The sequence below is a fragment of the Streptococcus sp. V728 genome, from assembly GCF_052077995.1.
GTDB classification, from domain to species: Bacteria; Bacillota; Bacilli; order Lactobacillales; family Streptococcaceae; genus Streptococcus; species Streptococcus infantis_B.
This window is the reverse complement of the sequence record NZ_JBQJJH010000001.1, coordinates 103,024-119,493: the sequence shown is the minus strand read 5'-3', so window position 1 is coordinate 119,493 and position 16,470 is coordinate 103,024. Positions and strand designations below refer to the sequence as shown.

Here is a 16,470-nt window from a genome sequence, read left to right as displayed (position 1 = left end):
ATGAAAAAATTAGGTGCATTGCTGGTTCTTTGCCTTTCTGTCATTGCTCTTGTAGCATGTTCTACTGGAAAGAAAGATGCAGCTTCTGGACAAAAATTAAAAGTCGTTGCTACAAACTCAATTATCGCTGATATCACTAAAAATATCGCTGGAGATAAGATTGATCTTCATAGTATCGTGCCTGTTGGACAAGATCCACACGAGTACGAACCTCTTCCTGAAGACGTCAAGAAAACGTCTCAAGCCGACTTAATATTCTACAACGGCATCAACCTTGAAACAGGTGGGAATGCCTGGTTTACAAAATTAGTTGAGAATGCTAAGAAGACTGAAAACAAGGACTACTTTGCTGTCAGTGAAGGCGTTGATGTCATCTACCTAGAAGGCCAAAATGAAAAAGGGAAAGAAGACCCACATGCTTGGCTCAACCTTGAAAATGGGATCATCTATGCGCAAAATATTGCTAAGCAACTCATCGCTAAAGACCCTAACAACAAGGAATTCTACGAAAAGAATCTTAAAGAATACACTGAAAAACTAGACAAGCTTGACAAGGAAGCCAAAGAAAAATTTAACGCTATTGATGCTGACAAGAAACTCATCGTAACCAGCGAAGGATGCTTCAAATACTTCTCTAAAGCTTACGGTGTCCCAAGTGCTTACATCTGGGAAATCAATACTGAAGAAGAAGGAACACCTGACCAAATCAAGACCTTGGTTGAAAAACTTCGCCAAATGAAGGTTCCATCACTATTTGTTGAATCCAGTGTCGATGATCGTCCAATGAAGACTGTTTCTAAAGACACAAACATCCCAATCTATGCTCAAATCTTTACGGACTCAATCGCTGAAGAAGGTAAAGAAGGCGATAGCTACTACAACATGATGAAATATAACCTTGACAAGATTGCTGAAGGTTTGTCTAAATAATTATTTTAAAAACGTCAGTCACCATGAATTGGCGTTTTTTATCTATTTAAATTTCGGTCAAATTATTGGAAGAGTCTGAACATTTAATGTAAAATGAAAGAAAAAAGATTGGAGTAGCTTATGACTACATTCCTTGGAAATCCTGTAACTTTTACAGGAAAACAACTACAAGTAGGAGACAAGGCTCTTGACTTCTCTCTAACAACAACTGACCTTTCTAAAAAATCACTGGCTGACTTTGATGGTAAGAAAAAGATTTTGAGTGTCATTCCTTCTATTGACACCGGCATCTGCTCACTTCAGACTCGTCGATTTAACCAAGAATTGGCCAGCTTAGAAAACACTGTTGTCCTCACTGTTTCTATGGATCTTCCATTCGCTCAAAAACGTTGGTGTGGGGCAGAGGGAATTGAGAATGCCATCATGCTTTCAGACTACTTCGACCACTCCTTTGGACGAGATTACGCCCTCTTAATCAATGAATGGCATCTGCTCGCACGCGCGGTTTTTGTTCTCGATACTGACAATATCATACGCTATGTAGAGTACGTGGATAATATCAACAGCGAACCAAACTTTGAAGCAGCCATCGAAGCAGCTAAGTCTCTTAACTAAAGTAACAAGGCAATAAGCTAGAGAAATCTAGCTTTTTTTGGTATACTAGATACAGATAATAGACAAGGAAATGCGAATGACACCAAATAAAGAAGACTATTTGAAATGTATTTATGAGATTGGCATGGAATTTCCGAAGGTTACCAATAAGGAAATTGCTGCTCGAATGCAGGTATCTCCTCCAGCTGTAACCGAGATGATCAAGCGCATGCAAGCTGAAAATCTCATTCTTAAAGACAAGAAAAAAGGCTATTTAGTCACTGATATTGGTTTAAAACTGGTCTCTGAGCTGTATCGTAAACATCGCTTGATTGAGGTTTTCCTGGTACATCATTTAGACTATACCAGTGATCAGATTCATGAGGAAGCTGAAGTATTAGAACATACCGTTTCAGACTTTTTTGTGGAAAGATTAGAAAGTATGCTAGGATTTCCAAAAACCTGTCCACATGGTGGAACCATACCAGCTAAGGGAGAGCTTTTAGTGGAAATCAATAACCTTCCTCTGGCGGAAACTAAAGAAGCTGGAACTTATCTTCTGACTCGGGTTCATGATAGCTTTGACCTCCTCAAATATCTGGAAAAACATGACATCAATATCGGAGACAAGCTTCAAGTTCAACAGTTTGATGACTTCTCTAACACCTTTACTTTGATTCATAAAAATGAAGAACTCCAAGTCAGTGTAGAAATCGCCAAACAACTCTATGTTGAAAAACTAAACTAAAATCCTTTATCAGCAAAAAAACCAAGCACACGAGCTTGGTTTTTCTTATCTATTTTTTGTATCAAGGATAATGGTGACTGGGCCATCATTGACCAGTCCCACCTGCATATCAGCTCCAAAAACTCCTGTCTTAACAGGAACTTCCTTGGCTAGCTTTTGGTTAAATTCTTGATAAAGAGCCTGAGCCATATCCGGTTTGGCTGCACCTGTAAAGGCTGGACGATTTCCTTTTTTGGTATCTGCAAATAGAGTAAACTGTGAGATGGAGAGGATTTCGCCTTGGATATCCTTGACAGATAGGTTCATCTTGCCTTCAGCATCTGAAAAGATTCGCATATTGACAAGTTTTCTCACTGCATAATCCAAATCTTCTTGCTGATCCTCAGGTCCAACACCCACTAAGAGCAAGAGCCCCTGCTTGATTTGACCATGAACCTGCCCTTCAATTGAGACCTGAGCTTCCTTGACACGCTGAACGATAATTCTCATAGAAATCCTTTCTGACTATCTCAACCAATTTAGCCATTTGTTCGTTTAACTGAATAGACTTCTGGTACACTCTTAATCTTATCAACTACAGTAGTTAACGTTGAAAGATTTGAAATTCCAAAGGATACATGGATATTAGCAAATTTCATATCCTTGGTTGGCTGGGCGTTAACCGTTGAGATATTCTTAGTTGTATTGGATAGGACTTGCAAGATATCATTCAAAAGACCAGAACGGTTGAGTCCATAGATGTCGATATGAGCCATATATTCCTTGCTTGAGAATTGGTCCTCCCACTCAACATCAAGAAGACGTTGCTCGTAGTTTTCCTGTGAACGAAGGTTCATACAGTCCACACGATGGATGGCAACACCACGACCTTTGGTAATATAACCAACGATATCATCACCTGGAACAGGATTACAACATTTGGCAATCCGTACCAAGAGACCAGAGGCACCCTCGATGACAACGCCACCTTCATGCTTAACCTTCAGAGTTTCCTTGTTTTCAACCTTGACTTCGCCACCCTTGACCAGTTCTTCTGCTTCTGCCTTGGCTTTGGCACGTTCTTCTTCACGACGTTCTTTCTCCGTCAAACGGTTAAAGACAGTGATAGCACCAATTTCTCCAAAACCAATCGCAGCAAAGAGAGCTTCTTCAGTCTTGTAGCTGGTTTTTTGAAGGACTTCATCCATGTGGCGCTTGTCCATAAATTTATTGGCCACATAGCCGTTTTCTTGTAGCTGACTAATCAGCAGTTCACGACCTTTATTGATAGACAATTCTTTATCTTGGTTTTTAAAGAACTGACGAATTTTATTACGGGCCTTGCTGGTTTTAACCATGTTGAGCCAGTCACGGCTTGGTCCAAATGAATTTGGATTGGTGATGATTTCAACCTGGTCACCCGTTTTTAACTTGGTCGTCAACGGAACCATGCGGCCATTAACCTTGGCACCTGTTGCTTTTTCCCCAATCTTGGTATGAATCTCATAGGCAAAGTCAATCGGGCCAGAATCCTTTGGAAGAGAACGAACCGCTCCATCTGGAGTAAAGACATAAATCTCCTCAGCCAGATAGTTTTCTTTGACAGTATCTACAAATTCCTTGGCATCATCCGCCTGGTCTTGGAGTTCCATCATCTCCTTGATCCAGTTCATCCCGATAGCAGATTCCTTGCTATTAACTTGACCCTTGATTCCTTTTTTGTATGCCCAGTGAGCCGCAACCCCGTACTCAGCAACCTCGTGCATCTCCTTAGTACGAATCTGGAACTCAATCGGCCCTTTTGGTCCATAAACAGTCGTATGGATTGATTGGTAACCATTGGCCTTACGATTGGCAATATAGTCTTTGAAACGGCCTGGCATTGGTTTCCAAAGCTCATGGACATATCCTAACATAGCATAGACATCACTCTGAGTATCTAAAATACAACGAATGGCAATCAGGTCATAGATTTCCTCAAATCGTTTTTTCTTGTCCTGCATCTTGCGATAGATAGAGTAGATATGCTTTGGACGGCCATAGATTTTTCCTGTAAGGTGGCGCTCAGATGAATATTCCTCAAGCTTCGTCACAACTTCATCGACCAAGGCTTCACGTTCTTGACGTTTTTCCTTCATCATGTGACTAATCTTGTAAAATTCAGTTGGATTGAGATAGCGGAAAGAGAGATCTTCCAGTTCCCACTTCACACTTGAAATCCCCAAACGATGAGCAAGTGGTGCATAGATTTCCATTGTTTCTCTAGAAATACGCTCTTGCTTGTCCTTACGAAGATGCTTGAGAGTGCGCATATTGTGCAGGCGGTCAGAGAGTTTTACCAAGATAACACGGATATCCTCAGACATGGCCATGAGCATCTTGCGGTGATTCTCGGCCAATTGCTCCTCAAAAGATTTATACTCGACCTTACCAAGTTTGGTAACACCGTCTACAATCACTCGAACATCATGTCCAAACTCACGCTCTAAGTCATCCAAAGTAGCATCTGTGTCTTCTACCACGTCATGCAAAAAACCACAGGCAACAGTGACAGCGTCCAGCTTGAGCTTGGCTAAAATACCTGCTACCTGAATAGGGTGGATAATGTAGGGCTCGCCCGATTTACGATACTGCCCACTATGACATTCTACAGCGTAAACCAAGGCCTTGTGTACAAAAGCCACATCTTCTTTCGATAAATATTGTTGCGTTAAAGCGACGACTTCATCGCCTGAATAAATTACTTCTTTTGGCATGCATACTCTCCAGTTCTTCCTACCATTTTAACACTTTTTGGTCAATATGAAAACTAGAAGAATCTAGAGCTTTATAAGAAAAACACTGCTAGAAAATTTCTAGCAGTGTTTGATCATTTCTTATATCTTAGTAAACTGTCTTTTCAGTTTCTACGTCAAAGAAGTGAGCTTTGTTCAAGTCAAATCCAAGTTCCACAGTTGCACCAGCTTGCAAGTAGTCACGTGCGTCAACCTTCGCAACGAATTCATCTTTACCAACTTGGCAGTATAGGTGAGATTCAGAACCAAGCAACTCTGATACAGAGATAGTTGCTTTCACAACTGATTCTGGGAATGTTTCAAGGAAAGCAGGCTCAGCGTTCACGTCTTCTGGACGGATACCGAAGATCAATTCTTTACCTTCGTAACCTTTTTCACGAAGAACTTTCAAAGCACCTTCTGGAACTTTCAAGTTGAAGCCGTCACCAACGATGTGATCACCGTTCAATTTAACGTTGATGAAGTTCATAGCTGGGCTTCCGATAAATCCTGCTACAAATTTGTTAACTGGGTTTTTGTAAACTTCTTGAGGAGTACCGATTTGTTCAACACGTCCGATAGTACCAGTACCAGCAGGGTTTTTAGTAGCTGACATGATAACGATACGGTCTGCAAGTGTCATCGCTTCTGTTTGGTCGTGAGTTACGTAGATAGTTGTAGCTCCAATACGACGGTGGATTTTAGCGATTTCAGCACGCATGGATACACGAAGTTTTGCATCCAAGTTTGACAAAGGTTCGTCCATCAAGAATACTTTAGCATCACGGACGATCGCACGACCCATGGCAACACGTTGACGTTGACCACCTGAAAGGTCAGCTGGTTTACGATCCAAGAATTCTTTCAAACCAAGAATTTCAGCTGCTTCTTGTACACGTTTGTCGATGTCTTCTTTGCTGTATTTACGCAATTTCAAACCGAAAGCCATGTTATCGTATACAGTCATGTGTGGGTAAAGAGCGTAGTTTTGGAATACCATGGCGATATCACGGTCTTTTGGAGCTACGTCGTTGACAACCACACCATCGATAGATGCAGTACCTTCTGTGATGTCTTCAAGACCTGCAATCATACGGAGTGTAGTTGATTTACCACATCCTGAAGGTCCTACGAAAACGATAAATTCTTTGTCTTTGATGTCCAAGTTGAAGTCTTCAACTGAGTAGTGTTCGCTGTTTGGATATTTTTTGTAAATATTTTTAAGATTTAATTCTACCATTTCGGTGAACTCCTTTTATTTTTGATAGTTTTATTATAGATGAAAACGCTTTACATTTCTATGGCAAGGTGACCAAAAAAATAAAAAAGTTCTGTGCAACTTGCACAAAACTTTAAATAATATCTGGTAAAATCAACTGATAACACAAGGTCAAATCTGTCAATTCTTTCAACTGTAGCCCTGTCAATTCTTCCCATTTATCAATCTTGTATTGGAGAGAATTGCGGTGTAGATAGAGTTGCTGAGCTGTCTTCGTAAGGACTGCACTATTTTCCCATAAGGAGAGAATGATTTCCTGAATCTGATCTTGATCCAAAATCATCTGGTGTAGATAATCTTTGATCAAACTGAGATCCACCATTTTTTCACCCATACTCCAAAGGTAGAGTTGAGAAAACGTATGAAATCCTTGATGACCTTGACGCCACCAGTTTTTAAACAAGTCACGTTCTGCTATGATGAGATCTGTCAAACTCTGATTTCCTGTTTGAGACCAGACCTGACCAAGCATAATAGACAGACGAACTCCAAAGTCGTACTCTACAGCTTCCAAGGTATCTGTCAGGATTGAGCGAACCGAGGTATATTTATCCTGTTGGAGAACAAAAAGGTAATCCTGAGCGCCAACCTGAAGAACTGTTTCACAATTAGGAAAGAGGGTTTTCATCATATCCAACCAAGAAGTCAGGTTTTCCTGTTGGTAATAGGAAAGGTGACAATAAACAACTTGTAGCTTTTTAAAGCTCTGCGGTGCTTGCCCCTTCCCCTCTATCAAATAGCTATACCAGGGATTGAGAGAGATGGTTTGTTCCTGCTGGGTTAAGAGAGCCACCAACTGTTTCTCACGTTCACTAAGTCCAGCTTCTTCCAGTAAAACCCACTGATTTGAGGATACCGGAAGCGTCAGATAGCCTTCCTTATCGACTGGCTGGTCTACGATTTGAGCTTGTGGAAACCAATCTAGTAATTCTTTTGCAATCATTCCTAGCCCTCCACTTTTTGGATACACCAAGAAATCAAGGTTTCTAGGCGCTCTACGTTTTCAGTCATATGAAGATAGCCCATGACCGCTTCAAAACCTGTAGACATACGGTAGGTCACTACATCTGCATTCTTTGCCTTGGTGTGACTATTGGTATTGCGACCACGTTTATAGATTTCTTCTTCTTTTTCCGTTAGGACTTGCTCCTCCAGCATGAGGGAAATCAAGCGAGCTTGAGCCTTAGCTGATACATACTTAGTGGCCTCTTGGTGGAGTTTATTGGGCTTGGTCATTCCTTTAAGAATGAGATGACGGCGAATATACATTGAATAAACTGCATCTCCTTCAAAGGCTAGCGCAATCCCGTTAATGAGATTGACATCAATCACGTGTCCACCTCACTCCATCCTTGGTATCAAGTAGTTTAATCCCTTGAGCAGCTAGTTGGTCACGGATTTGGTCAGCTGTCGCAAAGTCACGATTGGCACGCGCTTCTTGGCGTTTTTGAATTAAGGCTTCAATCTCTTCATCCAAAACTTCTTCGACAAAGACTACTCCAAAGACTTCTAACATGGCCGCAAGAGCTTCCTTCACAGTTGCATCATAGTTGCCTGAATTGATCCATTTGGCCATCTCAAAAACAACTGTGATTCCATTAGCTGTATTGAAATCCTCATCCATAGCAGCTACAAACTTGTCTTTAAATGCCTGTAACTCCTGAGCATCTACAGTCCCAGAAAATGGTTGCTCGTAAGTGTTCTTTAAATACTTGAGATTAGTCTCTGCATCACGCACTGCTTTTTCTGTAAAGTTGATAGGTTTGCGGTAGTGTTGCGTCGCAAAGAAGAAACGAAGCACTTGACCATCGATAGTTTCAAGGGCATCGTGTACTGTAATGAAGTTCCCCAAAGACTTAGACATCTTGACATTGTCAATGTTGACAAATCCATTGTGCATCCAGTAGTTGGCAAAGGTCTTACCTGTCTTAGCTTCTGACTGGGCAATTTCGTTGGTGTGGTGAGGAAACTCAAGGTCAGCACCACCACCGTGAATATCGATGGTATCTCCTAAAATCTCAGTTGACATGACTGAACACTCAATGTGCCAGCCTGGGCGACCTGATCCCCATGGGCTATCCCAAGAAATCTCACCTGGTTTTGCAGCTTTCCAGAGGGCAAAGTCGACCGGATTTTCCTTACGAGCTGTTTCCTCATCTGTACGACCTGAAGCTCCTAGCTCCAAGTCTTCCAAGGTTTTATTGGCCAACTTAGCATAGTTATGAGATTTTTCTACACGAAAATAGACATCTCCTTGACTCTCATAAGCATAGCCCTTTTCAATCAAGTCTTCTACAAAGCGGATGATGTCAGCCATAAACTCTACAACACGTGGATGACGAGTCGCAGGCTTCACACCCAAGGCTGTCACATCCTCACGAAAGGCAGCGATATACTTGTCCGCTACTTCCTGAGGTGTGATACCTTCTTCCTTAGCACGGTTGATAATCTTGTCATCCACATCCGTGAAATTGGAAATGTAGGCAACTTCATAGCCACGATATTCAAAATAGCGACGAATAGTGTCAAAGGCTACTGTCGAGCGGGCATTCCCCACGTGGATATAGTTATAAACTGTCGGCCCACAGACATACATCTTGACCTTGCCGTCCTCGATTGGTACAAATTCTCGCAAATCACGAGACATGGTGTCATAGATTTTAATCACTCACTGACTCCTTTCTGTTTCTTGTTTATCGTAAAGAGTAGTTTCAATCCAGCTCTCTGGCAATTACTAAGGCTATCTCAAAGAAAGTCATAGCATCTACTTTTCTTTCTTCGCGTCTGGCATCCCACTCATGATTGTGATGGACGACATAGTCAGCTGTATAGAAAAATTGATAGACCTGGGTTTGTCGATATTGGGCCCAGGCCATGATAGCCGAAGCTTCCATATCAACAACTCTAGCTCCTGCTTCAAGTCTTCGTTTGACCTTAGCAGCTGTCTCACGATAGAAGGCATCTGTGGTCCAAGACTTTGTTCGAATATGCTCAACACCAGCTTTATCCAAGGCGTTTTCCATAGTTAAGAGTAGAGATCGCTCATAGGCTATTTCATCACTTGCTGGAGCATAGTGATAACTAGTACCTTCATCACGTAAAGCCGAGCTTGGTAGGATAATCTTATCTGCTTGAATAGACTGGTCAAGAACTCCACAAGACCCTAAAACGATAAAGTTCTTAAATCCTCTTGCTTTGAGTTCTTCTAAGAGTCCAACAACCATTGGAGCTCCAATAGTAGCCATAGCAACTGCTACCTTACTCCCATCTTTTTCATAGATATACCATGGCAGTTTGCCATTTAGATTGGTAAGATAGCCACCTTCGTAGACACCATCTATCTGCTTTACTCGTTCAAGGATTTCTCCATTAAAAGACAAGATAATAGTATCACAAACTTCTCCACCACTAAGGAGGCTTCGATCAGTTGGCTCGATAACAGCAGGTACATTTTCAAATTCTTCTAATAGCATCGACCTAACCTCCTAATTAAAGAGTCACTTCTCATTACAAACCAGACGACCTGTGGCTGGCTTCTCTCGCTTGCTCGAGTTTATTGACGTAATATTCACGTTTTTCTTCGACTTCGTGAATGGTTGGTTCATCCTTTTGCCCATGCACTCTGACAATCTTGGCTGGAATACCGACAACCGTTACATCGCTAGGAACATCTGCTACAACAACTGCTGCAGCACCGACTTTGGCATTTTCACCGATTTCTACAGGCCCGATAACCTGGGCATGAGCAGATATGAGCGCTCCTTTACGAACAGTCGGATGGCGTTTGCCACTATCCTTCCCTGTACCACCGAGAGTGACACCATGATAGAGAAGAACGCCTGTTTCAACGATAGCTGTTTCCCCAATTACAAGTCCTGCTCCATGGTCGATAAAGACACCTGATTCGATCTGAGCGCCTGGGTGAATCTCTATCTGTGTCCAAAAACGCCAAAACTGGCTATGCATACGAGCTAAAAGCTTAAAGCCATGTTTCCAGAGAAAATGAGAGAGACGGTGGGCAGCCAAGGCTTTCACACCAGGATAGGTCAAAAGAACCTCCAAAGTGGTGCGAGCCGCTGGATCATTTTCTTTTACGATATCAATGGTTTCACGCCACCATCCCATACATTTCTCCTTTCTTATTCTGAGTCTTTTGGTGTTTCTGTAGTTTCTTTCTTAGGTTTGTGGTCCTTGTGGTGGTGACGAGGACGATCGCCATGACGATGACCTTTATCCCCTTTTTCTTCTGAACGTTCAGGTTTTGGTGGACGTGGCAAGAGTGCCTTCATAGAAGCATCTACACGACCTTTTTCATCGATCTTAATAACCTTCACATCGACAAAATCACCAATTTGAACTAAATCTTCTACATTATTAGTACGAGTCCAAGCCATTTCAGAGATGTGAACGAGGGCATCCGTCTTGTCAAAGAGGTTGACAAAGGCACCGAATTTCTCGATACGCACAACTTTGGCATGGTAGACTTCGTCCACTTTAGCTTCACGAACCAAACCAGCAATGATTTCTTTAGCACGGTTGATAGCATCTTGGTCGCTAGAGTAGATAGATACGTTACCTTCTTCGTCGATATCGATCTTAACGCCTGTTTCAGCGATGATCTTGTCGATGGTTTCTCCACCCTTACCGATGACAATCTTGATCTTGTCCACATCAATCTTGATGGTATCAATTTTCGGAGCAGTTGGAGCCAATTCTGGACGAACTTCTGGAATGGTTGCTTCAATCACATCAAGGATTTCAAAACGGGCTTTCTTGGCTTGAGCAAGAGCTTCCGTCAAGATTTCTGCAGTAATCCCTTGGATCTTGATATCCATTTGAAGGGCTGTAATGCCGTCACGAGTACCTGCAACCTTGAAGTCCATATCTCCAAAGTGGTCTTCCAAACCTTGGATATCGGTCAATACTGTATAGTTATTTCCATCAGAAATGAGACCCATTGCAATACCCGCTACTGGCGCCTTGATTGGCACACCACCAGCCATAAGGGCAAGAGTTCCCGCACAGATAGAGGCTTGAGATGAAGAACCGTTTGATTCCAATACTTCTGCTACCAAGCGGATAGCATATGGGAATTCTTCCAAGCTTGGCAAGACTTGCGCAAGGGCACGTTCACCAAGAGCACCGTGACCAATTTCACGACGACCAGGAGCACCATAACGACCTGTTTCACCAACAGAGTATTGAGGGAAGTTATAGTGGTGCATAAAGCGTTTCTTGTATTCTGGATCCAAACCATCGATGATTTGCGTTTCACCCATTGGCGCCAAGGTCAAGACTGAAAGAGCCTGAGTTTGTCCACGAGTAAAGAGACCTGAACCGTGTACACGAGGAAGGTAGTCGACTTGTGCATCCAAAGGACGGATTTCATCAACCTTACGACCGTCAGGACGAACCTTGTCTTCTGTGATCAAACGGCGCACTTCTGCGTGTTCCATTTGTTCCAAGATTTCAGCCACATCCCGCATGATACGGTCAAATTCTTCGTGGTCTGCATATTTTTCTTCGTAAACTGCTGTGACTTGGTCTTTGACTGCTTGAGTTGCAGCTTCACGAGCCAATTTTTCTTCTACTTGGACTGCTTTTTGAAGGTCATTGTTGTAGGCTGCGATGATTTCAGCTTGCAATTCCTCATCTACATGAAGCAATTCTACTTCTGCTTTTTCTTTACCGACTGCCGCAACGATTTCTTCTTGGAAGGCAATCAATTCTTTAACGGCTTCGTGTCCTTTGAGAAGAGCTTCCAACATGATTTCTTCTGACAATTCTTTGGCACCAGACTCTACCATGTTGATAGCGTACTTGGTACCAGCTACTGTCAATTCAAGAAGCGATTGCTCTGCTTGTTCTTGAGTAGGGTTGATGATGATTTGGCCATCAACATAACCTACTTGTACCCCAGCGATTGGGCCGTCAAACGGAATGTCTGAGATAGACAAGGCCAATGATGATCCAAACATAGCTGCCATTGGTGCAGATGCATTTTCATCATAAGAAAGAACTGTGTTGATGACTTGCACTTCGTTACGGAAACCTTCCGCAAACATTGGACGGATTGGACGGTCAATCAAACGCGCTGTCAAGGTTGCATCTGTTGAAGGACGTCCTTCACGTTTCATAAAGCCACCAGGAAATTTCCCAGCCGCATACATTTTTTCTTCGTAGTTGACTTGAAGCGGGAAGAAATCCCCAGTTGCCATCTTCTTAGACATAACGGCTGCCGTCAAGACAGTTGACTCACCATAACGCACGACAACAGAGCCATTTGCTTGCTTAGCAACCTGACCAGTCTCTACGATCAACTCACGACCCGCAAAAGTCGTTTGAAACACTTGTTTTGTCATTGTAATCCCCTTTGGATTGATAATATTATACGCCTTGCCTACAAAAATCAGGATACAAATCATTAGAAAGGATTGATGCTAAAGCATCTAAGCCTTTCACGCTAATCGCTATTAGGCGATTAGCTAAATGCTTTACTAACTCTCTCGTCAAATATTATCGATTTGACTCGCTCGTGTCGCTAAACCTTGCAGTTTGATGCATTGTATTATTTTATACCCTCATCTTTGTATCAAGTACGTACAGAGTCTATTTTATCATATTTTTCTTAAAAAGTACGGTCTTTTCTATCAAAAAGGAACCATTCCTCTATGAAAAGAAGAATGGTTTGCTTTTTAATATTTTAAGATTGGTGATTGAACAAGGCATGGGTTGCTTGGTGGATGTACTGAGCAGTGTCTGCATTGTTCATGGTGTAGAGATGTACCCCTGCTACGTCTTGCGTTACCAAGTCCACGATTTGGTCTACGGCATAGGCAAGTCCTGCTGCTCTGAGTGACTCAGGGTCATTCTCATACTTGTCCAAGATAGCCTTAAATTTACGTGGGAGATGGATATTCTCACAAGTCTTCAAGAGACGAAGAGCTTGGTTACGGTTAAGGATTGGCATGATCCCTGCATGAATAGGAACATCAATCCCTGCCAAGGTACACTTGTCTTGGAAATCGTAGAAACGCTCATTGTCAAAGAAAAGTTGCGTTACTAGACTAGAGCATCCTGCATCCACTTTTTTCTTGAGATTTTGGATATCTGAGATTTGGTTTGGCGAATCCGGGTGCCCTTCTGGGTAACAAGCCCCAACAATATCAAAGTGTGGTGCCTGTTCAGTGATAAACTCAATCAAGTCTGTGGCGTAACGGAAATCTTTTTGAGGCTCAACACCTGGAATGATATCTCCACGAAGAGCCAAGATTTTCTGAACACCAACTTTATCCAAATCCGCAATGGTCTCAGCCACCTTATCCTTAGTCAAATAGATAGCTGGCAAGTGAGCAATGGTTGGGATCTCCAAGTCATTTTGGATATAGTCTGCCAAACGAACCGTCGTCTCTTTGATATTAAATTTATTATTACTAGCAGTCACACTGATGAAGTGTGGTGCCAAGCCCTGCATGTCTTTCAGGGCTGCGATAATTTTGTCATTGCCTACTTCTGGGTTTGGAGGGAAAACTTCAAATGAGAGGGACGGTGTTTGACGTGACATATGTATGAACCTTTTCTAGTTGATTTCTTACTGATCAACCGTGTAGAGAGAATTGTCTTTTCTTACAATTTTTCACGCGCAGCTTTCGCAGCGTCTACAAGGCGGATCAAGCTTTCTTTCGTTTCTGGGATACCACGTGTTTTCAAACCACAGTCAGGGTTGATCCAAACTTTCTTGCTAGGTACTTTCGCAAGGATAGCTTCGATGGTGTGGTCGATTTCGCCTTCGTTAGGCACACGAGGTGAGTGGATATCGTAAACCCCAGGTCCAACTTCTGTTTGGAAGTTTTTCGCTTTGAGTTCGTCCAAGATTTCAAGGTTTGAACGGCTAGCTTCAAATGAGATAACGTCTGCATCCATGTTGTCGATAGCTGGGATGATATCTGTAAATTCTGAGTAACACATGTGAGTGTGGATTTGTGTGTCTGGCGCTACTGTTGAGTGTACCAAGCGGAAGGCTGGAATAGCCCAGTCAAGGTAGTCTTCGTACCAGTCGCTACGACGGAGTGGCAATTTCTCACGAAGGGCAGCCTCGTCGATTTGGATGATTTTCACGCCTGCAGCTTCAAGGTCAAGAACTTCATCCTTGATAGCAAGAGCGATTTGAAGAGTAGAATCCTTGATAGAGATGTCTTCACGTGGGAATGACCAGTTAAGGATAGTAACAGGTCCAGTCAACATACCTTTAACAGGTTTGTCTGTACGGCTTTGTGCGTAGCTAGACCATTTCACAGTGATAGGGTTGAGACGAGTCACATCACCCCAGATGATTGGCGGTTTAACCCCACGCATACCGTATGATTGTACCCAACCGTTCTTAGAGAAGAGGTAACCTGACAAGTTTTGACCGAAGTACTCAACCATGTCGTTACGCTCGAATTCACCGTGTACAAGCACGTCAAATCCAACTTCTTCTTGCCATTTGATCCATTCGTCGATAGTCTCAGCAAGGAAGGCATCGTATTCTTCTTGTGACAATTCACCCTTACGGAAGGCCAAACGTTTGGCACGAACTTCTTTTGTTTGAGGGAATGAACCGATGGTAGTTGTTGGAAGAGCTGGAAGTTTGAATGCTTCTTCTTGGATAGCTTCACGTTCTGCGAAGGCTGGCAAACGAGTGTAGTCTGCGTCAGTCAATCCTGCGATACGCGCACGAAGTTCCGCATTTTCACCAACACGTTCAGTCGCAAAGAGTTCTTTGTTAGCTGCAAGAGCTTCTGCACCTTGACCGTTGCGGATTTCATCCAAGTCACGGATTTCATCCAATTTTTCTACTGCAAAAGCAAAGTGGTTCAAAATAGCTGGTTCAAAATCTTCATTAGCAGTTGTAAATGGCACATGAAGAAGTGAGCATGAGCTTGTCAAAACGATGTTTTCAGCTGGGATTTGCTCAAGAATAGCCAAGCTCTTTTCGTAGTTGTTGCGCCAGATGTTCTTACCATTGACAATACCTGCATAAAGAGTCTTGTCAGCTGGGAAGCCACCTTTAACGAGTTCAAGAGTTTTCTTACCTTCAACAAAGTCAAGACCGATGGCATCTACTGGCAATTTCACAAGGTCAGCGTAGACGTCACGAACGTCACCGAAGTAAGTTTGAAGCAAGACTTCAAGACCTTTTTTATCAGCCAAGAGCTTGTTGTAGATGTTCAAGAAGAGGGCTTTTTCTTCTTCTGTCAAGTCTTTGACAAGAGCAGCTTCATCGAGTTGGATACGAGTCGCACCAAGTTCAGCCAATTTTGCAAAAACTTCTTGGTAAGCAGCTACAAAGCTATCTACGAAGTCTTCTGCTTTAACACCTTCTTCAAAGTCTGACAATTGAAGGAACGTGAATGGACCTACAAGCACAGGACGAGTGTTAAGGCCAAGTTCTTTAGCTTCTTGGAACTCATCAAAGATCTTGTGACCAGCCAATTTTACTTGAGTGTCTTTTTCAAATTTTGGAACGATGTAGTGGTAGTTGGTGTTGAACCATTTCTTCATTGGAAGGGCACGGACATCCCCTTTTTCTCCTTGGTAACCACGCCCCAAAGCAAAGTAGCGTTCAAGATCTGATAAGTCCAAGTTTTGAACAGATGCAGGAACTACGTTGAAAAGGAAAGCAGCATCAAGGAAGTTGTCATAGTGAGAAAAGTCATTTGATGGGATTTCAGTGATGCCTTTTTCTTTAACGATGTTCCAGTGTTTTGCACGCAATTCTTTCGCAGCAGCCAAGAGTTCTTCTTCTGAGATTTCTTTTCTAAAGTATTTTTCAGTTGTAAATTTTAATTCGCGGAATTCACCCAAACGAGGGAAACCGATAATTGTAGTTGACATGTTTTGTCCTCCAAAAATTGTTGTTGAAACTATCTTAACAGAAAAGAAAGCGTCTGTATAATTGTAAAAAATTAGGCTTTGATATAGTTTGAAACTATATCGTAATTTGAAGTACAAAAAAAGATTTGGAGAAGATTCCCCAAATCCTTTGGTAGACAATGATTAACAGATTTTCAAGATAGTCCTGTTTATAGTCAAACTTGAGTAAACTGAGATCCGACTATGGCTTGTTATTATAAAAGACTATAGGTCGGTTTTCTTTTAGTCATTCTGATATTTCCCTTAGAAAG

14 protein-coding genes are annotated in these 16,470 nt (G+C 42.3%); 3 read left to right on the top strand and 11 right to left on the bottom strand.

What is annotated here, in order from left to right:
- The 3 genes from ACTO1Y_RS00640 to ACTO1Y_RS00630 all read left to right on the top strand — a co-directional run bounded on the left by ACTO1Y_RS00640 (position 1) and on the right by ACTO1Y_RS00630 (position 2,272).
- Positions 1-930 carry a metal ABC transporter substrate-binding protein gene (locus ACTO1Y_RS00640; protein ID WP_006149938.1) on the top strand — a complete coding sequence of 310 codons (930 nt, stop codon included), beginning with the start codon at positions 1-3 and terminating at the stop codon, positions 928-930.
- A 120-nt stretch (positions 931-1,050) separates the two neighbouring features.
- Positions 1,051-1,545, top strand: a complete 495-nt coding sequence (tpx, locus tag ACTO1Y_RS00635; RefSeq protein WP_006149874.1) for a thiol peroxidase — start codon at positions 1,051-1,053, stop codon at positions 1,543-1,545.
- A gap of 76 nt (positions 1,546-1,621) precedes the next feature.
- The gene (locus ACTO1Y_RS00630; protein WP_441347983.1) at positions 1,622-2,272 is read left to right on the top strand and encodes a metal-dependent transcriptional regulator; all 651 of its coding nucleotides are present in this window, start codon (positions 1,622-1,624) and stop codon (positions 2,270-2,272) included.
- Positions 2,273-2,317: 45 nt separating this feature from the next.
- Here ACTO1Y_RS00630 and dtd read toward each other — a convergent pair whose 3' ends face one another.
- The 11 genes from dtd to metE all read right to left on the bottom strand — a co-directional run bounded on the left by dtd (position 2,318) and on the right by metE (position 16,180).
- Positions 2,318-2,761 carry a D-aminoacyl-tRNA deacylase gene (dtd, locus tag ACTO1Y_RS00625; protein WP_441347982.1) on the bottom strand — a complete coding sequence of 148 codons (444 nt, stop codon included), beginning with the start codon at positions 2,759-2,761 and terminating at the stop codon, positions 2,318-2,320.
- A gap of 29 nt (positions 2,762-2,790) precedes the next feature.
- Positions 2,791-5,007 carry a RelA/SpoT family protein gene (locus tag ACTO1Y_RS00620; protein WP_254726909.1) on the bottom strand — a complete coding sequence of 739 codons (2,217 nt, stop codon included), beginning with the start codon at positions 5,005-5,007 and terminating at the stop codon, positions 2,791-2,793.
- 127 nt (positions 5,008-5,134) lie between these two features.
- Positions 5,135-6,265, bottom strand: coding sequence for an ABC transporter ATP-binding protein (locus ACTO1Y_RS00615; RefSeq protein ID WP_178894722.1), 1,131 nt, complete (start codon positions 6,263-6,265; stop codon positions 5,135-5,137).
- A 112-nt stretch (positions 6,266-6,377) separates the two neighbouring features.
- A complete protein-coding gene (locus ACTO1Y_RS00610; RefSeq protein ID WP_441347981.1) occupies positions 6,378-7,247 on the bottom strand; it encodes a helix-turn-helix domain-containing protein in 870 nt (289 codons plus the stop codon).
- Between the two features lie 2 nt (positions 7,248-7,249).
- Entirely contained in the window at positions 7,250-7,636 is a 387-nt protein-coding gene (locus ACTO1Y_RS00605; protein ID WP_178894720.1) for a Mini-ribonuclease 3, read from the bottom strand.
- Positions 7,629-8,972: a cysteine--tRNA ligase gene (cysS, locus tag ACTO1Y_RS00600; protein WP_441347980.1), complete on the bottom strand. Its 1,344-nt coding sequence runs from the start codon at positions 8,970-8,972 to the stop codon at positions 7,629-7,631. The genes ACTO1Y_RS00605 and cysS overlap by 8 nt, the downstream gene beginning before the upstream one ends.
- A gap of 43 nt (positions 8,973-9,015) precedes the next feature.
- Entirely contained in the window at positions 9,016-9,777 is a 762-nt protein-coding gene (locus ACTO1Y_RS00595; RefSeq protein ID WP_441347979.1) for a nucleoside phosphorylase, read from the bottom strand.
- A gap of 34 nt (positions 9,778-9,811) precedes the next feature.
- Positions 9,812-10,429 carry a serine O-acetyltransferase gene (gene cysE / locus ACTO1Y_RS00590; RefSeq protein ID WP_441347978.1) on the bottom strand — a complete coding sequence of 206 codons (618 nt, stop codon included), beginning with the start codon at positions 10,427-10,429 and terminating at the stop codon, positions 9,812-9,814.
- Between the two features lie 14 nt (positions 10,430-10,443).
- Positions 10,444-12,666 (bottom strand): polyribonucleotide nucleotidyltransferase, encoded by a 2,223-nt coding sequence (gene pnp / locus ACTO1Y_RS00585; RefSeq protein ID WP_441347977.1) that lies wholly within the window; start codon positions 12,664-12,666, stop codon positions 10,444-10,446.
- Between the two features lie 341 nt (positions 12,667-13,007).
- Entirely contained in the window at positions 13,008-13,868 is an 861-nt protein-coding gene (metF, locus tag ACTO1Y_RS00580; protein WP_441347976.1) for a methylenetetrahydrofolate reductase [NAD(P)H], read from the bottom strand.
- Positions 13,869-13,930: 62 nt separating this feature from the next.
- Positions 13,931-16,180: a 5-methyltetrahydropteroyltriglutamate--homocysteine S-methyltransferase gene (gene metE / locus ACTO1Y_RS00575; RefSeq protein ID WP_441347975.1), complete on the bottom strand. Its 2,250-nt coding sequence runs from the start codon at positions 16,178-16,180 to the stop codon at positions 13,931-13,933.
- Positions 16,181-16,470: the final 290 nt, after the last annotated feature.

Coding starts and splice junctions, on each gene's coding strand:
- ACTO1Y_RS00595 (WP_441347979.1), bottom strand. CDS start 9,777: ATGCTATTAGAAGAATTTGAAAATGTACCTGCTGTTATCGAGCCAACT.
- dtd (WP_441347982.1), bottom strand. CDS start 2,761: ATGAGAATTATCGTTCAGCGTGTCAAGGAAGCTCAGGTCTCAATTGAA.
- cysE (WP_441347978.1), bottom strand. CDS start 10,429: ATGGGATGGTGGCGTGAAACCATTGATATCGTAAAAGAAAATGATCCA.
- pnp (WP_441347977.1), bottom strand. CDS start 12,666: ATGACAAAACAAGTGTTTCAAACGACTTTTGCGGGTCGTGAGTTGATC.
- tpx (WP_006149874.1), top strand. CDS start 1,051: ATGACTACATTCCTTGGAAATCCTGTAACTTTTACAGGAAAACAACTA.
- metE (WP_441347975.1), bottom strand. CDS start 16,180: ATGTCAACTACAATTATCGGTTTCCCTCGTTTGGGTGAATTCCGCGAA.
- metF (WP_441347976.1), bottom strand. CDS start 13,868: ATGTCACGTCAAACACCGTCCCTCTCATTTGAAGTTTTCCCTCCAAAC.
- ACTO1Y_RS00630 (WP_441347983.1), top strand. CDS start 1,622: ATGACACCAAATAAAGAAGACTATTTGAAATGTATTTATGAGATTGGC.
- ACTO1Y_RS00640 (WP_006149938.1), top strand. CDS start 1: ATGAAAAAATTAGGTGCATTGCTGGTTCTTTGCCTTTCTGTCATTGCT.
- ACTO1Y_RS00610 (WP_441347981.1), bottom strand. CDS start 7,247: ATGATTGCAAAAGAATTACTAGATTGGTTTCCACAAGCTCAAATCGTA.
- ACTO1Y_RS00615 (WP_178894722.1), bottom strand. CDS start 6,265: ATGGTAGAATTAAATCTTAAAAATATTTACAAAAAATATCCAAACAGC.
- ACTO1Y_RS00620 (WP_254726909.1), bottom strand. CDS start 5,007: ATGCCAAAAGAAGTAATTTATTCAGGCGATGAAGTCGTCGCTTTAACG.